21 protein-coding genes are annotated in these 20,397 nt (G+C 61.6%); 15 read left to right on the plus strand and 6 right to left on the minus strand.

Features of this window, described 5'->3' with window-relative positions:
- Positions 1-449: 449 nt before the first annotated feature.
- The 13 genes from ASE60_RS02790 (at position 450) to ASE60_RS02850 (ending at position 13,284) form a co-directional block, all read left to right on the plus strand.
- Positions 450-2,063 (plus strand): globin-coupled sensor protein, encoded by a 1,614-nt coding sequence (locus tag ASE60_RS02790; protein ID WP_057248190.1) that lies wholly within the window; start codon positions 450-452, stop codon positions 2,061-2,063.
- Between the two features lie 41 nt (positions 2,064-2,104).
- On the plus strand, positions 2,105-2,398 hold the full coding sequence (locus ASE60_RS02795) for an STAS domain-containing protein (protein ID WP_057248191.1): 294 nt from the start codon (positions 2,105-2,107) through the stop codon (positions 2,396-2,398).
- Positions 2,399-2,401: 3 nt separating this feature from the next.
- Positions 2,402-2,767, plus strand: a complete 366-nt coding sequence (locus tag ASE60_RS02800; protein WP_025425897.1) for a response regulator — start codon at positions 2,402-2,404, stop codon at positions 2,765-2,767.
- Positions 2,768-2,786: 19 nt separating this feature from the next.
- Entirely contained in the window at positions 2,787-5,087 is a 2,301-nt protein-coding gene (locus ASE60_RS02805; protein ID WP_057248192.1) for a chemotaxis protein CheA, read from the plus strand.
- Between the two features lie 5 nt (positions 5,088-5,092).
- Positions 5,093-5,563: a chemotaxis protein CheW gene (locus tag ASE60_RS02810; RefSeq protein WP_057248266.1), complete on the plus strand. Its 471-nt coding sequence runs from the start codon at positions 5,093-5,095 to the stop codon at positions 5,561-5,563.
- Positions 5,560-6,468, plus strand: a complete 909-nt coding sequence (gene cheR, locus ASE60_RS02815) for a protein-glutamate O-methyltransferase CheR (protein ID WP_057248193.1) — start codon at positions 5,560-5,562, stop codon at positions 6,466-6,468. Before ASE60_RS02810 ends, cheR begins: the two co-directional genes overlap by 4 nt.
- Entirely contained in the window at positions 6,465-7,526 is a 1,062-nt protein-coding gene (locus tag ASE60_RS02820; protein ID WP_057248194.1) for a chemotaxis response regulator protein-glutamate methylesterase, read from the plus strand. The genes cheR and ASE60_RS02820 overlap by 4 nt, the downstream gene beginning before the upstream one ends.
- Complete coding sequence (locus ASE60_RS02825) at positions 7,526-7,915, plus strand: response regulator (RefSeq protein WP_025425902.1); 390 nt, start codon at positions 7,526-7,528, stop codon at positions 7,913-7,915. The genes ASE60_RS02820 and ASE60_RS02825 overlap by 1 nt, the downstream gene beginning before the upstream one ends.
- Positions 7,912-8,466 (plus strand): chemoreceptor glutamine deamidase CheD, encoded by a 555-nt coding sequence (gene cheD / locus ASE60_RS02830; protein ID WP_057248195.1) that lies wholly within the window; start codon positions 7,912-7,914, stop codon positions 8,464-8,466. Before ASE60_RS02825 ends, cheD begins: the two co-directional genes overlap by 4 nt.
- A gap of 74 nt (positions 8,467-8,540) precedes the next feature.
- A complete protein-coding gene (locus ASE60_RS02835; RefSeq protein ID WP_057248196.1) occupies positions 8,541-8,933 on the plus strand; it encodes a hypothetical protein in 393 nt (130 codons plus the stop codon).
- Positions 8,934-9,292: 359 nt separating this feature from the next.
- Positions 9,293-10,963 (plus strand): flagellar basal-body MS-ring/collar protein FliF, encoded by a 1,671-nt coding sequence (gene fliF / locus ASE60_RS02840; protein ID WP_057248197.1) that lies wholly within the window; start codon positions 9,293-9,295, stop codon positions 10,961-10,963.
- Positions 10,964-11,790: 827 nt separating this feature from the next.
- On the plus strand, positions 11,791-12,531 hold the full coding sequence (locus tag ASE60_RS02845) for a LuxR family transcriptional regulator (protein ID WP_057248198.1): 741 nt from the start codon (positions 11,791-11,793) through the stop codon (positions 12,529-12,531).
- Between the two features lie 12 nt (positions 12,532-12,543).
- Complete coding sequence (locus tag ASE60_RS02850) at positions 12,544-13,284, plus strand: helix-turn-helix transcriptional regulator (RefSeq protein ID WP_057248199.1); 741 nt, start codon at positions 12,544-12,546, stop codon at positions 13,282-13,284.
- 54 nt (positions 13,285-13,338) lie between these two features.
- On the opposite strand, the gene ASE60_RS02855 is transcribed toward ASE60_RS02850, so the two are convergent.
- From ASE60_RS02855 to motA, 6 genes are all read right to left on the minus strand, one after another.
- On the minus strand, positions 13,339-13,779 hold the full coding sequence (locus ASE60_RS02855) for a hypothetical protein (RefSeq protein WP_057248200.1): 441 nt from the start codon (positions 13,777-13,779) through the stop codon (positions 13,339-13,341).
- A gap of 5 nt (positions 13,780-13,784) precedes the next feature.
- The gene (gene flhB, locus ASE60_RS02860; protein WP_057248201.1) at positions 13,785-14,861 is read right to left on the minus strand and encodes a flagellar biosynthesis protein FlhB; all 1,077 of its coding nucleotides are present in this window, start codon (positions 14,859-14,861) and stop codon (positions 13,785-13,787) included.
- Positions 14,862-15,132: 271 nt separating this feature from the next.
- A complete protein-coding gene (fliG, locus tag ASE60_RS02865) occupies positions 15,133-16,164 on the minus strand; it encodes a flagellar motor switch protein FliG (protein ID WP_057248202.1) in 1,032 nt (343 codons plus the stop codon).
- Positions 16,165-16,193: 29 nt separating this feature from the next.
- Complete coding sequence (gene fliN / locus ASE60_RS02870) at positions 16,194-16,838, minus strand: flagellar motor switch protein FliN (protein WP_082615703.1); 645 nt, start codon at positions 16,836-16,838, stop codon at positions 16,194-16,196.
- A gap of 24 nt (positions 16,839-16,862) precedes the next feature.
- Entirely contained in the window at positions 16,863-17,807 is a 945-nt protein-coding gene (locus ASE60_RS02875) for a FliM/FliN family flagellar motor switch protein (RefSeq protein ID WP_057248204.1), read from the minus strand.
- 4 nt (positions 17,808-17,811) lie between these two features.
- Positions 17,812-18,690, minus strand: coding sequence for a flagellar motor stator protein MotA (motA, locus tag ASE60_RS02880; RefSeq protein WP_057248205.1), 879 nt, complete (start codon positions 18,688-18,690; stop codon positions 17,812-17,814).
- Positions 18,691-18,874: 184 nt separating this feature from the next.
- Between motA and ASE60_RS02885 the strand changes: the two genes are divergently transcribed.
- Both ASE60_RS02885 and flgF read left to right on the plus strand, forming a co-directional pair.
- Entirely contained in the window at positions 18,875-19,654 is a 780-nt protein-coding gene (locus ASE60_RS02885) for a DUF1217 domain-containing protein (RefSeq protein WP_057248267.1), read from the plus strand.
- A gap of 2 nt (positions 19,655-19,656) precedes the next feature.
- On the plus strand, positions 19,657-20,382 hold the full coding sequence (gene flgF, locus ASE60_RS02890; protein WP_057248206.1) for a flagellar basal-body rod protein FlgF: 726 nt from the start codon (positions 19,657-19,659) through the stop codon (positions 20,380-20,382).
- Positions 20,383-20,397: the final 15 nt, after the last annotated feature.

Here is a 20,397-nt window from a genome sequence, read left to right on the forward strand (position 1 = left end):
TTGAGCGCCCACTTCACTTTCGCTTCGATACGCGAGCGCAAGTCGAAGTACAATTCTAAACTCTTGTGAGTGAGAACCTGTTGTAATCCAGGGGCTTTATTACAGTTTTGTTGCAGTGCAGAAATGGCCCGCGAAAACACCCTGCGAATTTTAGTGAATCCGATTAGAGGCGAGGGACCGTTAACCTTCAAGCAAGGAATTAACCATAAACATGGTCCCACACGTCGGAATGGGATAATTCACAAGTCTCCTCAAGGCATGATGCCGCCCCGCCGTACCGGTTCCGGTCCGGTATCCATTCTTCACCGAATTTACTTGCGGGATGAACGATAGCAGACGCTGCTGGCGGGGGCTGATCTCATCGATGTGGCGTGCACGTCCGGTGGACTGTGGCTCCCCTTGAACCGCCCCGGGCAAATTCGAAAACGCGCATTACCCGGGGATCAGCGTTGAGGCAGGAAGCATCGTCAGAACAGGCAAGGAAGGGCCAGGCAGGCAGCCTGCTGGAGCGCTTGCGTTTTGCCGGGCTCGACGATGAGAGCTGCAACCGCGTCCGGGATCATAGACAGAAGCTTTCTCCCCGCATCGACCAGGCGCTTCGCGACCTTTTCCAGCGCCTCCAGACCTATCCCGATGCCGCCCGCCATTTCGACAGCGATCGCCAGATCGATCGCCTCCAGGATCTTCAGTCGTCGCACTGGAACGTGCTGACCGACGCGCGTTTCGATGGGCTCTATGCCGAGCGCGTCAAGGTGCTCGCCGACACGGCAAGCCGCATGGGTCTCGATCCGCGCTGGCAGATGGCAAGCCACGCGGTCGTGCTCGAACATCTGCTCGTCGGTCTCATCGAAGAGGCCTGGCCGAGATCTTTCCTGCCGATGGGCAAGGCGCGTCGCCGCGAGCTCTGCGACCTCGTCGCCGCGCTGGTGCGCACCGTCTTCGTCGACACCGAGATCGGTGTTTCGCTCCGTTTCAATGCCCTGCGCCAGCAGCACCAGCGGCAGCTGACCGAGCAGCGCAGCGCCGACGAACAGGAAGTCAAGGCGCTCTTCGGCGACTTTGCCGAGAGTCTGAGCCAGGGCGATCTTGGTGCGCGCTTGCCGGAAGCGGCAGCGGAAGCCTACCAGCCGATCGTCGCCAGTCTGAATGCGGCGCTGGAACAAATTCAACAGAGCCTGCAGGCATCTGACCACCACAACCGTTCCGCCGAAGCTCTGGTCGATCGCATGCGCGGAAACGCGGCAACCTTTTCGGACAAGGCGAGTGTCGAAGCCGATGCGCTGTCCGGGCAACTTGCAGCACTTGCCGACATGGCTGGACGCATGGCGAGCGGCTCCGGCCGCATCAGCGCCACGGAGACGAAGGCCAACGAAACCCGCATCGCCGTCGAGCGCAGCGGCGAAATCGCCGGCCAGGCGATCAGCGCCATGGCCGACATCGAGGCATCGGCCGAAAAGATCGGCCAGATCATCGGCGTGATCGACGAGATCGCCTTCCAGACCAATCTGCTGGCGCTCAATGCCGGCATCGAAGCGGCGCGGGCCGGCGACAGCGGTCGCGGCTTTGCCGTTGTCGCCCAGGAAGTGCGCGCGCTCGCGCAGCGCTCCGGTGAGGCGGCCCGCGAAATCAAGCAGCTCGTCTCCGGCACCAAGGCGCAGGTCGAAACCGGTGTCGAGATCGTCGGCCGCACGCAGGACGCGATCAGCAGCATCGTCGAGCAGGTCACGTCGATCAATTCGGCCGTTTCCGGCATAGCCCGCGAAGCGGAGCAACAGGTCGGCGACCTCCGGGGCGTTGCCGCCGAGATCGGCACGATCTCCCAGGGCGTGCAGGCAAGTGCTGCCCTGGCGGGAGAAACCGCGCGTTCGTCGGACGATCTCCACACCGTCATCGTCGAGCTTGGCGAAACCATCCGTCGGTTTCGTCTGGAGCGGCGTCATCCCGTTTCGTCAGCTGTCGGTCGCGAACCGAGCCGGCCGGCCCTGGGCGTAGTTGCTGAAGAGCCGGGACTGCCGCTGTTCGACGACGGGCCGCAACGGCAGCTCGCCGGATGGCAGCGCTGATTTCAAGAGCAGTACAGAGTTAGCAGTCGAGGAAGACAGGAATGGCCAGCAAGAAGACCGCTCAGAAGACGCTTAGCCTCGCTCCGGTGCTGGACCTGAATGAGGCGACGGCGTTGCACGAGAAGCTGATCGCTCTGAAAGGCAGCGACATCGTGATCGACGCTTCGGCGGTCGAGCGGGTGGGCACGCTTTGTGTCCAGGTGCTGATGGCCGGCGCCAAGACCTGGGAAGAGGATCATTTGTCTTTCACCTTCAGCAAGGTGTCGGACGCTTTCGAGAAAACGACACAGCTCATCGGGGTCGAGATCGATCATCTGGTGGCAAAGGAGATTTGAGAAATGAAGAAGCGAGTTCTGACGGTCGACGACTCCCGGACGATCCGAAACATGCTGCTGGTCACGCTGAACAATGCCGGGTTCGAAACGATCCAGGCCGAGGACGGCGTCGAGGGACTTGAGGTTCTGGAAGAAGCCAACCCCGATGTGATCGTCACCGATATCAACATGCCGCGTCTCGACGGTTTCGGTTTCATCGAAGGCGTGCGCAAGAACGATCGCTACCGCGCCATCCCGATCCTGGTGCTGACCACCGAAAGTGATGCGGAAAAGAAGAACCGCGCGCGCCAGGCGGGGGCAACGGGCTGGATCGTCAAGCCGTTCGACCCGACCAAACTCATCGATGCAATTGAGCGCGTAACGGCCTGAAGTCCGGGGATAGCCTCCAATGGATATGAACGAAATCAAAGAGATCTTCTTCCAGGAGTGCGAGGAGCAACTCGCCGAACTGGAATCGGGTCTGCTGAAGCTCAATGACGGCGACCGCGACCCGGAAACGGTCAATGCGGTGTTCCGCGCGGTGCACTCGATCAAGGGCGGCGCTGGCGCCTTTGGGCTCGACGACCTCGTCTCCTTCGCGCATGTGTTCGAGACGACCCTTGATTGCGTTCGTTCCAACCGGCTCGATCCCGGTCCGGAGGTTCTGAAGGTCATGCTGAAGTCGGCCGACGTGCTCGCCGACCTCACCAATGCCGCTCGTGACGGCGGCAGTGTCGACGAGGCGCGCAGCCGCCAGCTGATCAAGGAGCTTGAGGCTTTGGCGAACGGCGAAGTGCCGCAAGCGTCAGCAGCCGCCCCAGCGCCCGTCGAAGTGGTTGCCAAGCCCGTTGCCGCCGTGGCTCCGCCGCCGGTCAGCAACGAAGGCTTCCAGCCTGTCGCTTTCTCCTTTGACGACTTCGACGCTGCCGAAGAACCGCCGCTGATGGAAATGCCCACCTACGAGATCGTCTTCAAGCCGAAGTCCGATCTCTATGCCAAGGGCAATGAGGCAACGCTGCTTCTGCGCGACCTCTCCCGCCTTGGCGAAATGAGCATCCATTGCGACATGGGCGCACTGCCGACGCTCGAGCGGCTGAGCCCGGAGAGCGCCTATTTCTCCTGGAAGATCCAGCTTGCGACCGACAAGGGCGAGGACGCGATCCGCACCGTCTTCGAATTCGCCGAGTGGGATTGCGACCTGGAGATTTCCCTGGTCGAAGACGAGGCTACGCAGTCGGGCGAAGAGCTGCCGATGCAGCCGGTGCCTTTCGATCTTTCGATCCTTGATGATGAGCCGGCGGTTTCGGTCGGTGTCGTCGAGGAGGAAGAACAGCTCGCGTCCCGACAGCAGGACATCCGCAACGCCGCCGTTTCGGCCGCAGGCACCGCCAGCAACGTGCTGCAGATGGCGCAATCCGCAGCCCGCGCCCCTGCCGAAAAGGCAGCGCCCGCCGCCAGCGCGGCCCAGAGCGCTGCCGCCCAGCAGGCAGCCGCATCGGCCGGCACGCCGACGATCCGCGTCGATCTCGACCGTGTCGATCGCCTGATCAACCTCGTCGGCGAACTGGTCATCAACCAGGCGATGCTCTCGCAGAGCGTCGTCGAGAACGACGCCAACGGCACGTCCTCGATCAACATGGGTCTCGAAGAGCTGCAGCAGCTCACCCGCGAGATCCAGGATTCGGTGATGGCGATCCGCGCGCAGCCGGTGAAGCCGGTGTTCCAGCGCATGTCGCGCATCGTCCGCGAAATCGCCGACATGACCGGCAAATCGGTCCGCCTGATCACCGAGGGCGAGAACACCGAAGTCGACAAGACGGTCATCGACAAGCTTGCCGAGCCGCTGACCCACATGATCCGCAACGCGGTCGACCACGGCCTCGAAACGCCGGAGAAGCGACTTGCCGCCGGCAAGAGCGCTGAAGGCACGGTGCGCCTGACGGCCAAGCATCGCTCAGGCCGTATCGTCATCGAACTTGCCGACGACGGCGCTGGCATCAACCGCGAGAAGGTGCGCCAGAAGGCGATCGACAACGACCTGATCGCGGCCGACGCAAATCTCTCGGACGAAGAGATCGACAACCTGATCTTCCACGCCGGCTTCTCGACGGCGGACAAGATCTCCGACATTTCCGGCCGCGGCGTCGGCATGGACGTGGTCAAGCGCTCGATCCAGGCGCTCGGTGGCCGCATCAACATCTCCTCGAAGCCGGGTCACGGTTCGGTCTTCACCATGAGCCTGCCGCTGACGCTCGCCGTGCTCGACGGCATGGTGGTCACCGTCGCCAACCAGACGCTCGTCGTGCCGCTGACCGCGATCGTCGAGACCCTGCAGCCGGAAGCTTCGGCAATCCATTCCTTCGGCTCCAACCAGCGGCTGATCTCGATCCGCAACTCCTTCTGCCCGCTCGTCGACGTCGGCCGCATCCTGAATTTCCGCGCCATCCAGGCGAACCCGGTCGAGGGCGTAGCACTTCTGGTGGAATCGGAAGGTGGCGGTCAGCGTGCGCTGATGGTCGATGCGATCCAGGGGCAGCGCCAGGTGGTGATCAAGAGCCTCGAGGCCAACTACACCCACGTGCCGGGCATCGCTGCGGCGACCATTCTCGGCGACGGCCGCGTGGCGCTCATTCTCGACGTCGACACGATCGTGGCCGCTTCGCGTGGCCAGTCGCTGAAGCCTGAAATGTCTCTCGCCGCTGCTGGATGAATGTGATGACCTATGTCGCAAAAAGTCTGACCACGGACGGGCGAGAGCTGATCGCTTTCCGCGTCGGCGACCAGGAGTTCTGCGTGAACGTGATGTCTGTGCGCGAAATCCGCGGATGGACGCCGGCGACGGCGATGCCGCACGCGCCGACCTACATGCTCGGCATCATCAATCTGCGCGGTGCCGTGTTGCCGATCATCGATCTTTCGGCCCGGCTCGGCATGAAGCCGGCCGAGCCGACCGTGCGTCACGTCATCATCGTTGCGCAGGTCAAAAGCCAGGCCGTCGGTCTGCTGGTCGATGCCGTCTCCGACATCCTGACCATCACCAATGACAAGATCCAGCCGACACCCGACGTTGTCTCGTCGGAGTTCGAGAAGAGCTTCGCCCGCGGTGTGCTGGCGATCGAAGGCCGGATGATCTGCCTCATAGAGCTGGAAGCAATCTTCCCGCAGGAAGAAAGGGAAGCGGCATGAGGAACCAGGTCGCATTCGAACAGAAGCTGTCGCCGGACGAGTGCCTGGCCAGCGGCGAATATCCATTGACCCGCCGCGATCTCACCGAGATCGCCGCGATGATCTATGCGGATGCCGGCATCTATCTCAACGAAAGCAAGGCGTCGCTCGTCTATTCGCGTCTGTCGAAGCATATCCGCAATCTCGGGCTCAAGGGCTTCCGGGATTATTGCCAGCTGGTCGCTTCGCCCGCCGGCGCCGCCGCGCGCCGCGACATGCTTTCGCACCTGACCACCAACTTCACGCGGTTCTTCCGCGAGAACCACCACTTTGAGCACCTGAAGACCGAAGTGCTGCCGGAGCTGATCGCGCGCGCCAAGGCCGGCGGCCGGGTGCGTATCTGGTCGGCGGCCTGCTCGGACGGGCAGGAGCCCTATTCGATCGCGCTGACGGTTCTGTCGCTGCTGCCGAACGCGGCCGACTACGACTTCCGCATCCTTGCGACCGACATCGATCCGAAGATCCTGGCACTCGCCCGTGCCGGCGCCTATGACGCAACCGCGCTTGAAACCGTCAACCCCGCCATGCGCAAGCAGTGGTTCTCCGAGGTCAATGCCGGCGGCCGCTTCAAGTGGCAGGTCGACGATCGGGTCAAGCGCCTGATCACCTTCAACGAGCTGAACCTGATGGCGCAATGGCCGTTCAAGGGCCCGTTCGACGTCATCTTTTGCCGCAACGTCGTCATCTATTTCGATGAACCGACGCAGATGAAGATCTGGTCGCGCTTCGCCGGCATGCTGAACACCGACGGTCATCTTTACATAGGGCATTCCGAGCGCGTGTCGGGTGACGCCAAGTCGCACTTCGACAACATCGGTATCACCACCTACCGCCATACCGGCAAGTTTCATGGAGGACGGGCATGACCGCTCCCGCTCGTGTTCTCGTCGTTGACGATTCGGCCACCATGCGTGGCCTGATCACCGCTGTCCTGAACGCCGACCCTGATGTGACCGTCGTTGGCCAGGCGGCCGACGCAATGGAAGCGCGCCAGGCGATCAAGCAACTCGACCCCGATGTCGTCACGCTCGACATCGAAATGCCGAACATGAACGGCCTCGAATTCCTCGACAAGATCATGCGGCTCCGACCGATGCCGGTCATCATGGTCTCGACGCTGACACACAAGGGCGCAGAGGCGACGATCGCCGCACTCGAAATCGGTGCTTTCGATTGCGTCGGCAAGCCGCACCCGGGCGATCCACATCCCTTCGCCGGCCTGGTCGACAAGGTGAAGGCGGCAGCGCGTTCGCAGCGCAAGTTCATCATCACCGGCAACAAGATCGCGGGCTCTCCCGCTGCCGCCAACGCGAACACGGCTTCGGAATACCGGGCCGGCCGCAAGATCATCGCCATCGGTGCGTCGACCGGCGGCGTCGAGGCGCTGATCACGGTGTTGCAGAAGTTCCCGGCCAATTGCCCGCCGACCGTCATCACGCAGCACATGCCGCACACCTTCACCAAGAGCTTTGCCGAGCGGTTGAACCGCCTGTGCGCGCCGACGGTGCAGGAGGCGACGGATGGTGCGCGGCTCGAAATCGGCAAGGTCTACCTGGCACCCGGTGGCGAGCGCCATCTGCAGGTCGCGAACGCGACGGCACCCTGCTGCCGCCTGGTCGATCGCGAACCGGTCAACGGACATCGGCCGTCGGTAGATGTGCTGTTTGATTCCGTTGCTGAACTCGCCGGCCGCAATGCGATCGGCGTCATTCTGACCGGCATGGGGCGCGATGGCGCCTCCGGTCTCCTGAAAATGCGGCATGCCGGGGCAAAGACCTTCGGACAAAACGAAAAGACATGTGTCGTCTACGGCATGCCGAGAGTCGCCTATGAATTGGGCGCCGTTGAAACCCAGCTCCCCCTCGGTTCCATCGGGGAGGAGGTCCTGAAAGCAGCGGCGCTCCGCAAGGAAGGAAGCGAATAATGTCCATCGCCGAAAAAATCAAAGTTCTGATCGTTGACGATCAGGTGACGAGCCGCCTGCTGCTGGGTGATGCCCTGCAGCAGCTCGGTTTCAAGCAGATCACCGCCGCCGGTGACGGGGAGCAGGGCATGAAGATCATGGCCCAGAACCCGCACCATCTAGTGATCTCCGACTTCAATATGCCGAAGATGGATGGTCTTGGCCTCTTGCAGGCGGTCCGTTCCAACCCGGCGACCAAGAAGGCGGCCTTCATCATCCTGACGGCCCAGGGCGATCGTGCCCTCGTCCAGAAGGCGGCGGCCCTCGGTGCCAACAACGTGCTCGCCAAGCCCTTCACCATCGAAAAGATGAAGGCGGCGATCGAAGCCGTATTCGGGGCGCTCAAATGAACATGGAAGCCGCCGGCAAGCGCGTGCATGTCATCCAGGGCGAGTACAAGGTCTTCAACGATCCCAATATCGTGCTGTCGACCATTCTCGGCTCCTGTGTGGCGGCATGTATGCGCGATCCCGTGGTCGGTGTCGGCGGCATGAACCATTTCCTGCTGCCAGGTTCCGCGACGTCGCCCGCTTCCGGCGGCGACGCGACCCGCTACGGGGTCCATCTCATGGAGCTCCTGATCAACGGACTGCTGAAGCAGGGCGCGCGCAGAGATCGTCTTGAAGCCAAGATCTTTGGCGGCGCCAAGACGATCGCGCGTTTCTCCAATGTCGGCGAACAGAATGCCGCTTTCGCACGGCAGTTCCTGCTCGACGAAGGCATCCGCATCGTCGGCGAAAGCACCGGCGGCGAGCACGGTCGCAAGCTCGAATATTGGCCGTCCAGCGGCCGGGCCCGGCAATATGCCCTGACCGGCGTCGAGACGCAGCGCACCGTACAGTTGGAGGAGCGTCCGGTCATCGCGCCGAAGCCGGCCGAAAGCTCGATCGAATTCTTCTGATCCTGCGGGGCAGGCGCCTCGCAGGCCGCAAATAAGACCTTCTACCGAAGCCCCGAGCCACGTGAGACATACCAATGCAGACCGACTACCAGGGCCACATGCCGCACGTGGAAGAAGCACTGCCCGAAGTGCTGATGCGCATCGTCACCGAGCTGCATGACGTCGCCTATCTGATCGAACGGATCGAACCGCAGCTGGCAGGTGATGAGGGGGCCGATGCGCTCGCCAATCCGGACAAGATGATGCTGCTGCAGGGCATCGACCTCGCGGTGCAGAAGACGCGCGGCATCGCGGAGTTCATCGACACCATAACGGCGTCGATCCCCGACGACTGGCTGGTCGACGTGACCACTGCCGTCAGTCTCGTCAAGCTTGCCGATATGAAGAAGGCACTTGGCAACGGCATGTTGCGCCACGGCCACTCCCAGCCGCTGACCAAGGCAGCGGGTGATTTCGAGGCATTCTGACGCTCGTCGGAAGTCTGTGCGACGCGCGAATCTGGCAATAGCGCCGCAAAATCAGCGGCTTGCGGCGCGCAGACCAGCGCTCAGCTCATGCCGCTTACCCCGGATATCCGCCTTCACAGGCTCTTGTCAGTCAGTGGATAACTCTGCCGATGCGTCCATTCGATCGGCGATCCGGGCCGATCAAGCCAATTTCGCGCAAGTTTCGTTTCCTACGGTCCCGATCGGGGCTGGTAGATTCGCGCGCATTGGAAGTCGATACAAAGCATGTCGATACCCAGCAAACCCGAATGTTGGAACTGCGCAGGGCGCTCGGCCGATGACCGGCTTGAAAGCTCTGCGATACTGGGTGCGGAAACAGAATGAGTCTGTTGGATCAACTTTCGACGGTCACGAAGAACCTGAGCAATCTCGGGCAGGGCAAGCTGATCGCGCTGGCGGCAGCCGGCATTGTCGCGGTCGGCCTGGTGCTCGGGGCGGGCATTTACGTCAACAGACCCTCGTTCGAAACGCTCTATGTCGGGCTCGAACGCAGCGATGTCACCCAGATCAGCATCGCGCTGGCTGAGGCCAATATCGATTTCAATGTCGGCTCCGATGGCGCCAGCCTCCAGGTTCCCGTCGGCATGACGAGCAAGGCGCGCCTCCTGCTCGCCGAGCGTGGCCTGCCGAGCAGTGCCAATGCCGGTTACGAACTCTTCGACAATGTCGGTTCGCTCGGCCTCACCTCCTTCATGCAGGAAGTGACGCGGGTGCGTGCCCTCGAAGGCGAAATCGGCCGTACCATCCAGCAGATTTCCGGCATCGCCGCCGCCCGCGTCCACATCGTGATGCCGGAACGCGGCAGCTTCCGCAAGGCGGACCAGAACCCCACAGCCTCGGTCATGATCCGCGCCAGCGCCACCGTCGGCCGCAGCGCCGCTGCCTCGATCCGCCATCTCGTCGCCTCTTCCGTACCGGGGCTCGACGTCGATGACGTGACCGTGCTTGATTCGACCGGACAGTTGCTCGCCTCCGGCGACGATCCGGCCAACAGCGCTCTCAACCAGTCGCTCGGCGTCGTCCAGAATGTGCAGACCGAGCTCGAGAAGAAGATCGACAACGCGCTGGCGCCCTTCCTCGGAATGGACAATTTCCGTTCGAGTGTCACCGCGCGGCTGAACACCGATACCCAGCAGATCCAGGAAACGGTCTTCGATCCGGAATCGCGGGTTGAACGCTCCACGCGCGTGACCAAGGAAGAGCAGAAGTCCAGCCAGCAGCAGCCGGACAATGCCGCCACCGTCCAGCAGAACATTCCTCAGGCTGCCCCGAGCGGCGGCGCCGGCCCGAAGTCGAGCGACGAGGCCGAGAAGAAGGAAGAGCAGACCAACTACGAGATCAACAGCAAGACGATTGCTACCGTCAAGAACAGCTACACGATCGAACGCCTCTCCATTGCCGTCGTCGTCAACCGTGGCCGACTGGCCGCGATGGTCGGCGAGCCGGCCGACCAGGCGAAGATCGACGCCTATCTGCAGGACATGCAGAAGATCGTCGCTTCCGCTGCCGGCCTCGATACGAACCGCGGCGACGTCGTGACCCTGACCGCCATGGACTTCGTCGAAACGCAATTGCTCGACCAGGCCGTCGCCGGCCCCGGCGTGATGGAAACCCTGACCCGCAATCTCGGCGGCATCATCAATGCCCTTGCCTTTATCGTGGTGGCCGCTCTGGTCGTCTGGGGCATGCGGCCGCTCGCCCGTCAGCTCGGGTTCGGCAGCACTGCCGGCCAGCTCGAAGGCGAAGCCGCCGGTCTCGAACTGCCCGACTTCTCTCCGGCCAATGCCGGTGCCGGCGGGGCGCTCATGGAAGGCTTCGGGTCGGACTTCGGCTTCGACAGCACCGACGACCTGCTCAATATGGGCGAAGACGGTGGCTTCAACCGCCGTGTCAAGGAAGGCCCGGAAAGGCGCCTGGCCCGGATGGTCGAGATCAGCGAAGAACGCGCGGCGAAAATCCTGCGCAAATGGGCCCTCGACAAGGCCGCCTGATATCGCCGCAGCCCTGCCGCAATCAAACAGATCCCGCCCTTGTGGCGGGATTTGTGTTTGTGGCGTCGCTCCCGCATGTCAGGCGGCGTCGTCTATGTTCGGGCCAAATATTGTGAGAGTCCGGGCGCGTCCGCCGCCACTGCCGCAAATTTGCTTCAAGTTTCGAAGTGAGGCCGCTGAGTCCTGTGGGAGCCGAGAATGGTAATATTTTAACGATATCTTAATTTATAGATTCGTCGCGCGCGCATGGCGTGCATTCGGTGCGGTCATCTACTATACCGGATTCCAGCTATACATAGTCAAACTGAAATATAACTTCGCATGCACTCAGATTTATTCTGAAAGTTTCACAATTTATATATCGGTAAAATGAGAAGAGCCCGAAAAACTCCTGATGCATTTCAGCCACAGCTGTGAAAACAAAGTATAATTTCTTCAGGTTCTAATTTTCGAATTTCGGCAATAAGCGCCCGTTTGTTGGGCAAAACCACGCCAATAGCGCTGTCCAGGATCGCGGCTGACGCGCGGGAACGGCAGGTTTTCAAGTAGAAATGCATTGTCTATCAATGTGTTGTGCCTTGGCATAGGCGATGAACGTCATTGGGCAGAACAGGCGAGGCCTGTCTGGGCCGAATCGGTCTATGCACAGGGTGTGAAGTAAATAGCCAGAACAGGGCGGTGGTATTTTTCTCGTGCCGATGTACATTTTTAACAGTTGATTCGCGTCCTGATCTGCGACTGGTGGTAATATTCGGCTTCGGCCGGCTGTTGGCGGCGACAGTGCAAGTGCAGTTCCGGGATGTGAATCCGGCACGGGGGCTGAACTCATGGACATTTCGCAAGCAGACATTGCTGTCTGGCCTTTGCCGACGGCACCGACACGTGCACGCGGCGGCGGTTTCTCGCGCGAACAACTTTTGCGAAGGCTGGGGGAAGTCGCCGGTCGGGGCGGTCTTGGCAGCGGTCTGTCGGCGCTGACCGAATATGTCGGCGCGAGCCACTATCTTCTGGCGCGCTATGACATCTCGCAGGACAACGGGCTCGACTTCGTGGTCTGTTCCGATTGGCCCTTCGACGTGGTGCGGCGCCTCTCCGGCGTCGTCACGTCGCTCCACGCCAAGACGACCGAGCTTGAAAAATGCCTGGCGGTGCTGCAGCCGTGCTTCTACGCGCTGCCCGATGACATCGGCCTGCCGCGCGGCATCAGCCGCGAATATTGTGCGGTCACCTTCAACGTCGGACGGCTGCGCTTCTCGCTGATGCTGCTCATGCCGGAAGACGTGATCCTCTCGCAGGAGAGCCTGCGGGACGTCACGCTGCTTGCGGGTTACCTCGCAAGCTTCACGACGCGCGCCGAAGTCCGGCACGATCGAGACTTCGAGTTGACGGAGCGCGAGCTCGAATGCCTCTTCTGGATCGCCGAGGGCAAAACCAGCGAAGAGATCGCGGTGATCCTCGGAATTTCGCGCAACACCATCAACAACTACATCACCAGCGTCATGCGCAAGACCGCGACCAGGACGCGATCGGAAGCGATAGCTTACGCGGTGCGCAACAATCTTGTGTGAGGAACGGGCGCGATGACGCATTTTCTCGGTGGTGGGCGGATCGACGACGACCACAAGCTCGCCCGGCAGGGCAACCGCGCCGCACGTGCCGCAACCCTGGTCACGCGTCTGCAAGCGATGCAGCGGCAGATCAATGCCAAGCATTTCGCCGTGCTGCGCCTCAGCGGTAAAGGCACGGCCCGAAAGCTGACCTGCGTCCTCGACAACTGGGGCCTTACGGCCGAAGCGAACGCGCATGATCTCATCACCGCCTATGGCGAGGAACTGGTTGCCCATCTCGATCAATCCCTGCTGCCGGTGCTTTGGAACGGGGCAGGGGAGCATCAGGCAGCGGAAGTCTCGGAACTCGCGCCCTTTGCGTATCGGTTGAAAGTGCGCAAGCTTGCCTATTCGGGCATAGCCTTTCCTGTCAGGCTCGGCGCCCAGGGCAACGGCTACGTCATCTTCGCCGGCAGCTATATCGATGCCTCGACCGAACAGGTGGTGGATCTGCATGGTCGCAGCTGCATGATCATGACCGACCTGCTGGCCGCCGATGAAAAGCGCATGGCGCCGGCCGAAACCTTGAGTGACCGCGAGATCGCCTGCCTGCAGATGGCGGGCGACGGCCATATCAGCGAAGAGATTGCCGAGCGCATGGGCCTCTCCGTCCATACGGTCAACGCCTATCTGGGCGCTGCGACCACCAAGCTCGATTCGGTCAACCGCATCCAGGCGATCGCCAAGGCGATCCGCCTTGGCTACATCAGCTAAGCGCATTCAGCGCCGGCGCCATCTGCAGAATACTGGGGCGCAGGCGCGGTTCTTTTAGCTTGCGAGCGGCAGTTCGTAGGATTTGATGAATTTTGCGTCCACCAGGCTCCGCGCCAGGAAGGCCGTGTTCTCGTCCGGGTCGGCCGACGGGTTCTGGAAACTGATATGGCTGATCTCGATGCCGGCCGTCTCGTTGCCAAGGGACAGGCGGACATAGATGGTGACACCGCGGGGCTTGAGCTCCAGGTCGAGGACGATTTCCGGCTCGCAATCCCAATCGAGATTGTAGTTGCCGCCGAGACCGAAGTTGACCGTACCGGGCAGAAAGTAAAGTTCTGCCGCGGATTCGACGAGATCGGCGAGGCTGGCGTAGGATTCGAACCGCAAGAGGGCGATGAAATCGGCGGCGTCGATGAGCCGCAGTTCGGTCGCCACAGGGCGGATTGCTTCAGCTACGATCTGTTCCCGCTTCTCGGAGAATTCGCACTTTTTCATCGGAGTTATGTCATCCGTTTTGGTTGCGACGCATGCACCCTGTGAATGAGCTCGGCAACAGCCTTGTAAAACACGGGTGGAATCACACTATCGACCGAGACTTGTGCAAACATGGAGCGTGCAAGTGGCGGATCCTCGAAGACGGGTATGCCATTTTTCTCTGCAATTTCACGGATTTTCAGGGCAACCAGGTCCTGGCCCATCGCCACGACGATGGGCGCGTCGCTTTCCTCGCGGACATAACGCAACGCGACCGCGTAGTGAGTCGGGTTGGCGATCACCAGCGTGGCACGCGGTACGGACGAGATCATCCGTTTGCGCGCCCGGTCACGCTGCATCGAACGCAGGCGCGACTTGACGATCGGGTCGCCCTGGGCCTGCTTCATTTCCTCCTTCACTTCCTGCTTGGTCATCATCAGTTCGGTGTACCAATGGTGCCGTGACCAGAAGAGGTCGGCGATCGCCAGAACCGCGGTCGCAAACAGGATGACGATCATGATCTCGTTGAGATCGTTCGCCATCGTCGAAAACATCGTGACCGGGTCCGAAAACATCAAGTCGAGCGTCGCGAAGTAGTTGTTCCACAGCACCAGCACGACGACGACGGAGACGATGATGATCTTGAACAGCGACTTGCCGAACTCGACCAGTCCCTGCACGCCGAAGATGCGCTTGAGCCCGCCCATTGGTGAAATTCGGTTCAGCTTCGGCTGGACGCGGTCGAGAACCGGCCGTGGCAGGTTCTGAAAGATCGAGGAGCCGACACCGAAGAGGATGAGCAGCACGAAGGCCGGAACGAGCAGCGCGGCCGATTTCCATGCGAGATGGGTGATGAGTGCCACCACGTCGGTCGAATTTTCCAGCCGCCAGGCTTCCGGCTGCTCGAAGATGTCCTTGAGGGCCTCGGCCATGGTGCCGACGCCGTCGGCAAGGAAGAAGACGAAGAAGATGTAGATCGCGAGCGTCGAGGCGAACATGGTCGCCTCGCGGGAGAAGGGCACGTTACCCTTCTCGGCAGCGTCGGAGATCTTCTTCTCTGACGGGGCCTCTGTTTTGCTGTCTTTATCCTGATCATCAGACATGAAGCAGGAGGCTCCGGTTACATCTGGGCAGCGTTGATCGCGTTTTCTGCAGCGCCGTGCGTCTGTTCAGACGCGCAAAGGTCGTTGCAACACGTTGAGCTGCTGCGTGCTCCTCAAATCGAGGCCGATCCAAGGAAATGCAGTAGTGAACCCGGAAGGCAGGGCAGGCAAGCGTTGAGCCCCGGCATTCGCCAGGGCTCAACAGGAAATACGGTGAGGAAGGCGCGCGCCAGCCGTCCGCCCGACGGGCCCATGCGGCGCGCCTGCTCGATCAGGCCGCCTGCGCGTCCTTGTCCTTGAGCTCGAGCTGGCCGCTGGCCGCCAGGCGAATGGCTTCCTGGGTGATCGAGCGCCGTGCGATCGCGATGTCGCGCGGGTTGATGCCGGCATCGCCCATGGCGAGATCGGATTCGATCATGCGGCGCTGGCGCGCGCCGATCGAGGCAAGTACCGATTCGCGCAGTTCTCCCGTCGATCCGCGCAACGCCATCGTGATGATGTCCGTCGACACGTCGTTGAAGAGTTGTACGCGGCTGCGCTGCGGCATGTAGAGCACGTCGTCGAAGAGGAAGATCTTCGGGCGCACCTTGTTGGCGGAAGCGGTGCTGAGCGATTCGAGCGACGCGAGCAGGGTGTCCACCTGCGGCTTGTCGAGTTCGTTCATGACCTCGGCGATCTTGGCCGGGCCGGCCGAATTGCGTTCCGCTTCCATCTCGCCGATCATTTCCATGACGCGCTTCTCGATGATCGCGGCGGCTTTCGCGTTGACGTCCTTCATGTTGACGGCGCGCTTCAGGATGTCCGGCCGCTGCTCTTCGGAAAGCTGCAGCAGCACCTTGGCACCGAAACCCGAAGGCATCATCGACAAAACGTAGGCGATCGTCTGCGGATGTTCCTTGGCAAGCTGTACCGACACGGCGACCGGGTCGCATTCCTGCAGGCGATCCCAGATGCTGGCCTCGTAGGACTGGAAAGTGGCGCGGCGGCCGAGCAGGCCGTCGACCTCGTCCGGGGTCAGGCCTTCTTCGAGGATGCTTTCGATCGCCTTGGCATTGTCCATCAGCCCGGCGCCCTCGGTGAAGAGGTCTTCGAACTCGTTGACGAGTGCTTCCAGCTCATGCGGCGGAATGGCGCGCAGCGACTGCGCCGCGGCGATGATCGACTGCAACTCGCTCTGGGTGAAGAACTTCAAGAGCTTGCTTGCGACGCCCTTGCCCATGGCAAGCAGGACGGCCGCCGCCTTGTCCGTCTGGCTCAGCGGCCTTGATAGCGCCTGAGCCTCGAAACTTTCGAAATCCATCATGGATTCATCCTTCGCCCGATCATCGGGTTTTATGACTTCTTGCTGCCCTTGATCTCGATGAGTTTGACGCCGAATCGGGTGTCGTCGCCTTCGAGAACGGTAATTTCGCCGCGGCCGATCACCCGGCCGTTGACCATGATCTCGACCGGCTCTCCGATCCGGCGATCCAGCGCGATCGTTGCACCTTCGCTCAAGTTCATGAGACCGGACACCTGCATGCGGCTTGTGCCGAGCACGATCTGGACGTCGATCGGGATATCCATGATCAGGTCGAGGTTGGCCGTCATGCCGCTGCCGGGCGGCGCGTCGATCGCAGCGTCAGCGCTGTCGAAGGACGTCGCACCGAAATCCGTGCCGCCGAAATCGCTCGAAACGGAACCGCCGCCGAGGTCGGCGCCGAAGTCGCTGGAGCCGAAATCGCCGCCGAACGCGTCGAGGCCGCCGGCCGGTGCGCCGAAGTCGCTACCGAAGTCGGTTGCGGCGCCAGCGGGTTCGCTGCCGAAATCCGAGCCGAAGGCTGCCGGCGCATCCGAATCCTGCTTGAGGACACCGCGCAGGTCATTGATCGCCTGGTCGAGTTCCATGTCTCCGACAGCGGCTTCTGCCTGTTCGTTGATGGGTGCTTTCTTGGGTGCCATGTGAGAACTATTCCAGTTGAAGCTTGCCTCAGGCATGCTGCGAGCGCGCGGCAGGCCGATTTAACTCATGATGTGGCGAAGGATGTCCTGCTCGGAGCCGTGGGTATCCTTGACTCGAACCGTGTATTTCGATCCCGATCGTCCGAATTCGCAGACATAGAGGTCGCGACCATTGGCGTTGACGTCGACGCGAACGTCCTGGGCGTCGTGGAAGGGAATGACGTCGCCCGCCTGCAGCCGGCTGATCGTTTCGAGCGTCAGGCTTTCGAGCCGGATGCGCGCCTCGATCGTGACGGCAGAGCGGCGAACCTGTTCTTCGAGCTGCTCGGTCCATTCGGCCTTCGCCTTGCGCTGCTGGCCGCTGCCCTTCGGGAAGACGATGGTGGTCTTCAGGAGCACGCTCTGCGGGACGATGACGGAGAAGGTGGACATGACCGGGCCGAAGCCGATCGTCATGTCGATGGCGCCCGCATGGATGTCCTCGATCATGGGATCGGGCTTGGGGCGCGATGCGCTGTTGAGCGGACGTTCGACGATCGCTTCGAACCCGCCCGGCGCGTTGACAGCGGTGCGCAACACGTCGGCGATCTTTTCGAAAAGCGGCACGGCGACGTCGATCTCGATCTGGGAGAGCGCACGCGGCTGCGGCTCTTCTATCCCGGCCGGCTCGGCGCCGAGCAGCGCCTCGACGAGAGTGATGATGATCGGGCTGTCGCAGCCGATCTGGAAATCCGCGCACCAGTTGCGCAAGGACACGTCACTGATCACCACGCCGGTACCTAGGCCGGCGATCAGCTCCCGCCGCAGCCCCGTCCGGAAACCGGCATAGCCGATCGTGACGTCAAGACCCGTTTCCGCCCGGCAGATGTCGGGCAGGAACTCACTGAAGACCTGGCCGAGTTCGAGTGCCAGCCGGCCGATCACCCTGTCGTCGCCGAGCGCGCCGGTCATGCGCGCCAGGAGTTTCCGGTCGAATGCGTGAACGTTGGATGTTGCGGAATTCATGGGATCAAGCCGCCTTGCTTTCGCCGCCGCCGCCGGGGTTCATCATTTCCTGCTCGACCGCGTCGATCGACGGACGCTCATAGGCCGAGATGGTCTTGCGGCCGTATTCGAGAGCGACCTGCGGTACCGAGCCGTTCATGTAGGCAAGCAGCGTTTGCTTGACGATGATGTAGAGGCGGTTCTGCTTCTCGCGCACCGATTTGATGTTGGCGACCAGCGGCGCGACGATCGAATAGGACAGGAACACGCCAAGCAGCGTGCCGACGAGTGCGGCTGCGATCTTGGCACCGAGAACTTCCGGCGCCTCGCTGATCGCGCCCATCGCCTTGATGACGCCGAGAACCGCCGCGACGATACCGATCGCCGGGAAGGCGTCGCCCATCGTGTTCAGCGCGTGATAGCACTTCATCTTGTCGTGGGTGATGGTCTGGATTTCTTCGTCCATCAGCGCTTCGATCTCGTGCGATCGGGCGTTGCCGATGATGATCAGACGTACGTAATCGCAGATGAAGGCGGTCAGTTCCTTGTTCTTCAGAACCGTCGGCGCTGCCTGGAAGATCGAGGATTCTTCCGGGTTGTCGATGTGGCTTTCGATCTCGTTGCGCGACTTGGTGCGCAGATCCCGCATCAGCGAATAGAGAACGCCGAGCGTGTCGAGATATTCGCGCTCCTTCGGCACCTTGTGGCGAAAGGCTTCGCCGAGCGCCTTGCCGGTATCCTTAACCACCTTCATCGAGTTGGCCATGATGAAGCCGCCGATGCCGGCGCCGCCGATGATCAGCAGTTCGAAAGGCTGGTTGAGGACCTCCATGTGGCCGCCCATGGCCAGATAGCCGCCGAGAATACAGCCGAACGTCACAAGAAGCCCGATGATGATGTTCATTTTCGATACCTGTCGCGATCCTATTTTCCGCTAACGGGATACGGTTTCATCCTTGCGTGAGGCTGGCCGGCGCGGGCGATGGGGGTCATTCATCGGAACAGGTTCGCGCAAGGCTATCCGGTCAGGATTTGTCAAGGCAGGGCGCATGCTCTGTCTGTGTCATTCCGGCAGGGGCGAACCGATCGTGACCACGACCTACACGAGCTACAAGCTGATAACGGCCGACTTGACGAAGTCGCTGGCCCGCGTTGCCGAGCAGCCGGATGTGGCGCGCGAGACGGAGTACTACCTGTCGAAGATCGGCGACGTCAAAACGATCGACGATTTCTTTGCCGATACCAGGCTCTACAACTACGCGATGAAGGCTCACGGTCTCGAAGACATGGCCTATGCCAAGGCTTTCATGCGCAAGGTGCTGACCGAAGGCATCGACAAGGACGACGCCTTTGCCAACAAGCTGACCGACAACCGCTACAAGCAGCTCGTCGAATCGCTGAACTTCGCCGCCCACGGCGCGGCCGCCACATCCTTCGACCGTGCCCAGAAGGGCGTCGCCGACAAATATGCTCGCCAGACGCTGGAGCAGAACGCCGGTGAGGAAAATGCCGGCGTGCGGCTTGCCCTCTATTTTTCGCGCATGGCGCCGACGATCAGCAGTGGCTACGCCATCATCGCCGACGAGGCGCTCGCCCAGGTGGTGCGCACCGCGTTGCAATTGCCCGACGAATTCGCGGCAACCAATGTCGATCGTCAGGCCGAGGCCTATGAAGCGGCGATCGATTTCAAGGATTTCCAGAACCCGGGCAAGGTGACCGAGTTTCTCGACCGGTTCACGGCGCTCTGGGAAACCAAAAATTCAACGGACGGTTATGATCCGCTCGCAGTCTTCGGCTCTTCGAGCGGCTACGGCATTTCTTCCGATCTTCTCCTGTCCATCAACAGCCTGAAACTCGGGGGAAATTGAACGTGCAAACCGGTCTTTACGTCGCGATTTCGTCGCAGATGGCGCTCGAGAAGCGCCTCAACACACTTGCCGACAATATCGCGAACTCCGGCACCGTCGGTTTCCGTGGCACCGAGGTGAAGTTCAATCAGATGCTCGGCGACACCAAGCCGACCAAGGTTGCCTATGTCAGCAAGGGCGAGGAATTCCTGAACACCAACAACGGCTCGCTGTCGCGCACGGGCTCGGCTCTCGACTTTGCGATCAAGGGCGATGCCTGGTTCCAGATCGAGACGCCATCCGGCCCGGCGCTGACGCGCGACGGGCGTTTCACGCTCACCGATACCGGCGAACTCGTCACTATCCGTGGCTATCCAGTGCTCGACGCCGGCGGAGCGCCGATCCAGCTCAACGGCAGCGGCGGCGAGATCACCGTCGGCGCCGATGGTGCGATCCATCAGAACGGCGTGGCTGTCGCCTCGCTCGGTCTCTATGAGGCAGATTTCAGCAAGGGTTTCATGCGCCTCGACAACAGTGCTGTTCAGCCGACGGCACAGGCCGAGCCGGTGGTCGATCGCTTCGATGTCGGCGTGATGCAGGGCTTCGTCGAGGAATCCAACGTCAATGCCATCCAGGAAATGTCGCAGCTGATCATGGTCACGCGCGCCTTCGACAACATCACTGGCCTGTTGCGTGACAGCGAGGGATCGCTCGAAGAAGCGGTCAAGACGCTCGGCGGCAGTCGCTAATTTCTGACGGGTACC

It is taken from the genome of Ensifer sp. Root278, from assembly GCF_001429285.1.
Classification (GTDB): domain Bacteria; phylum Pseudomonadota; class Alphaproteobacteria; order Rhizobiales; family Rhizobiaceae; genus Ensifer.

Bases quoted from the DNA above. Each gene is read 5' to 3' on its own strand.
- ASE60_RS02795 (WP_057248191.1), top strand. From the start codon at position 2,105: ATGGCCAGCAAGAAGACCGCTCAGAAGACGCTTAGCCTCGCTCCGGTG.
- ASE60_RS02800 (WP_025425897.1), top strand. From the start codon at position 2,402: ATGAAGAAGCGAGTTCTGACGGTCGACGACTCCCGGACGATCCGAAAC.
- ASE60_RS02805 (WP_057248192.1), top strand. From the start codon at position 2,787: ATGGATATGAACGAAATCAAAGAGATCTTCTTCCAGGAGTGCGAGGAG.
- ASE60_RS02810 (WP_057248266.1), top strand. From the start codon at position 5,093: ATGACCTATGTCGCAAAAAGTCTGACCACGGACGGGCGAGAGCTGATC.
- cheR (WP_057248193.1), top strand. From the start codon at position 5,560: ATGAGGAACCAGGTCGCATTCGAACAGAAGCTGTCGCCGGACGAGTGC.
- ASE60_RS02820 (WP_057248194.1), top strand. From the start codon at position 6,465: ATGACCGCTCCCGCTCGTGTTCTCGTCGTTGACGATTCGGCCACCATG.
- ASE60_RS02825 (WP_025425902.1), top strand. From the start codon at position 7,526: ATGTCCATCGCCGAAAAAATCAAAGTTCTGATCGTTGACGATCAGGTG.
- cheD (WP_057248195.1), top strand. From the start codon at position 7,912: ATGAACATGGAAGCCGCCGGCAAGCGCGTGCATGTCATCCAGGGCGAG.
- ASE60_RS02835 (WP_057248196.1), top strand. From the start codon at position 8,541: ATGCAGACCGACTACCAGGGCCACATGCCGCACGTGGAAGAAGCACTG.
- fliF (WP_057248197.1), top strand. From the start codon at position 9,293: ATGAGTCTGTTGGATCAACTTTCGACGGTCACGAAGAACCTGAGCAAT.
- ASE60_RS02845 (WP_057248198.1), top strand. From the start codon at position 11,791: ATGGACATTTCGCAAGCAGACATTGCTGTCTGGCCTTTGCCGACGGCA.
- ASE60_RS02850 (WP_057248199.1), top strand. From the start codon at position 12,544: ATGACGCATTTTCTCGGTGGTGGGCGGATCGACGACGACCACAAGCTC.
- ASE60_RS02855 (WP_057248200.1), bottom strand. From the start codon at position 13,779: ATGAAAAAGTGCGAATTCTCCGAGAAGCGGGAACAGATCGTAGCTGAA.
- flhB (WP_057248201.1), bottom strand. From the start codon at position 14,861: ATGTCTGATGATCAGGATAAAGACAGCAAAACAGAGGCCCCGTCAGAG.
- fliG (WP_057248202.1), bottom strand. From the start codon at position 16,164: ATGATGGATTTCGAAAGTTTCGAGGCTCAGGCGCTATCAAGGCCGCTG.
- fliN (WP_082615703.1), bottom strand. From the start codon at position 16,838: ATGCCTGAGGCAAGCTTCAACTGGAATAGTTCTCACATGGCACCCAAG.
- ASE60_RS02875 (WP_057248204.1), bottom strand. From the start codon at position 17,807: ATGAATTCCGCAACATCCAACGTTCACGCATTCGACCGGAAACTCCTG.
- motA (WP_057248205.1), bottom strand. From the start codon at position 18,690: ATGAACATCATCATCGGGCTTCTTGTGACGTTCGGCTGTATTCTCGGC.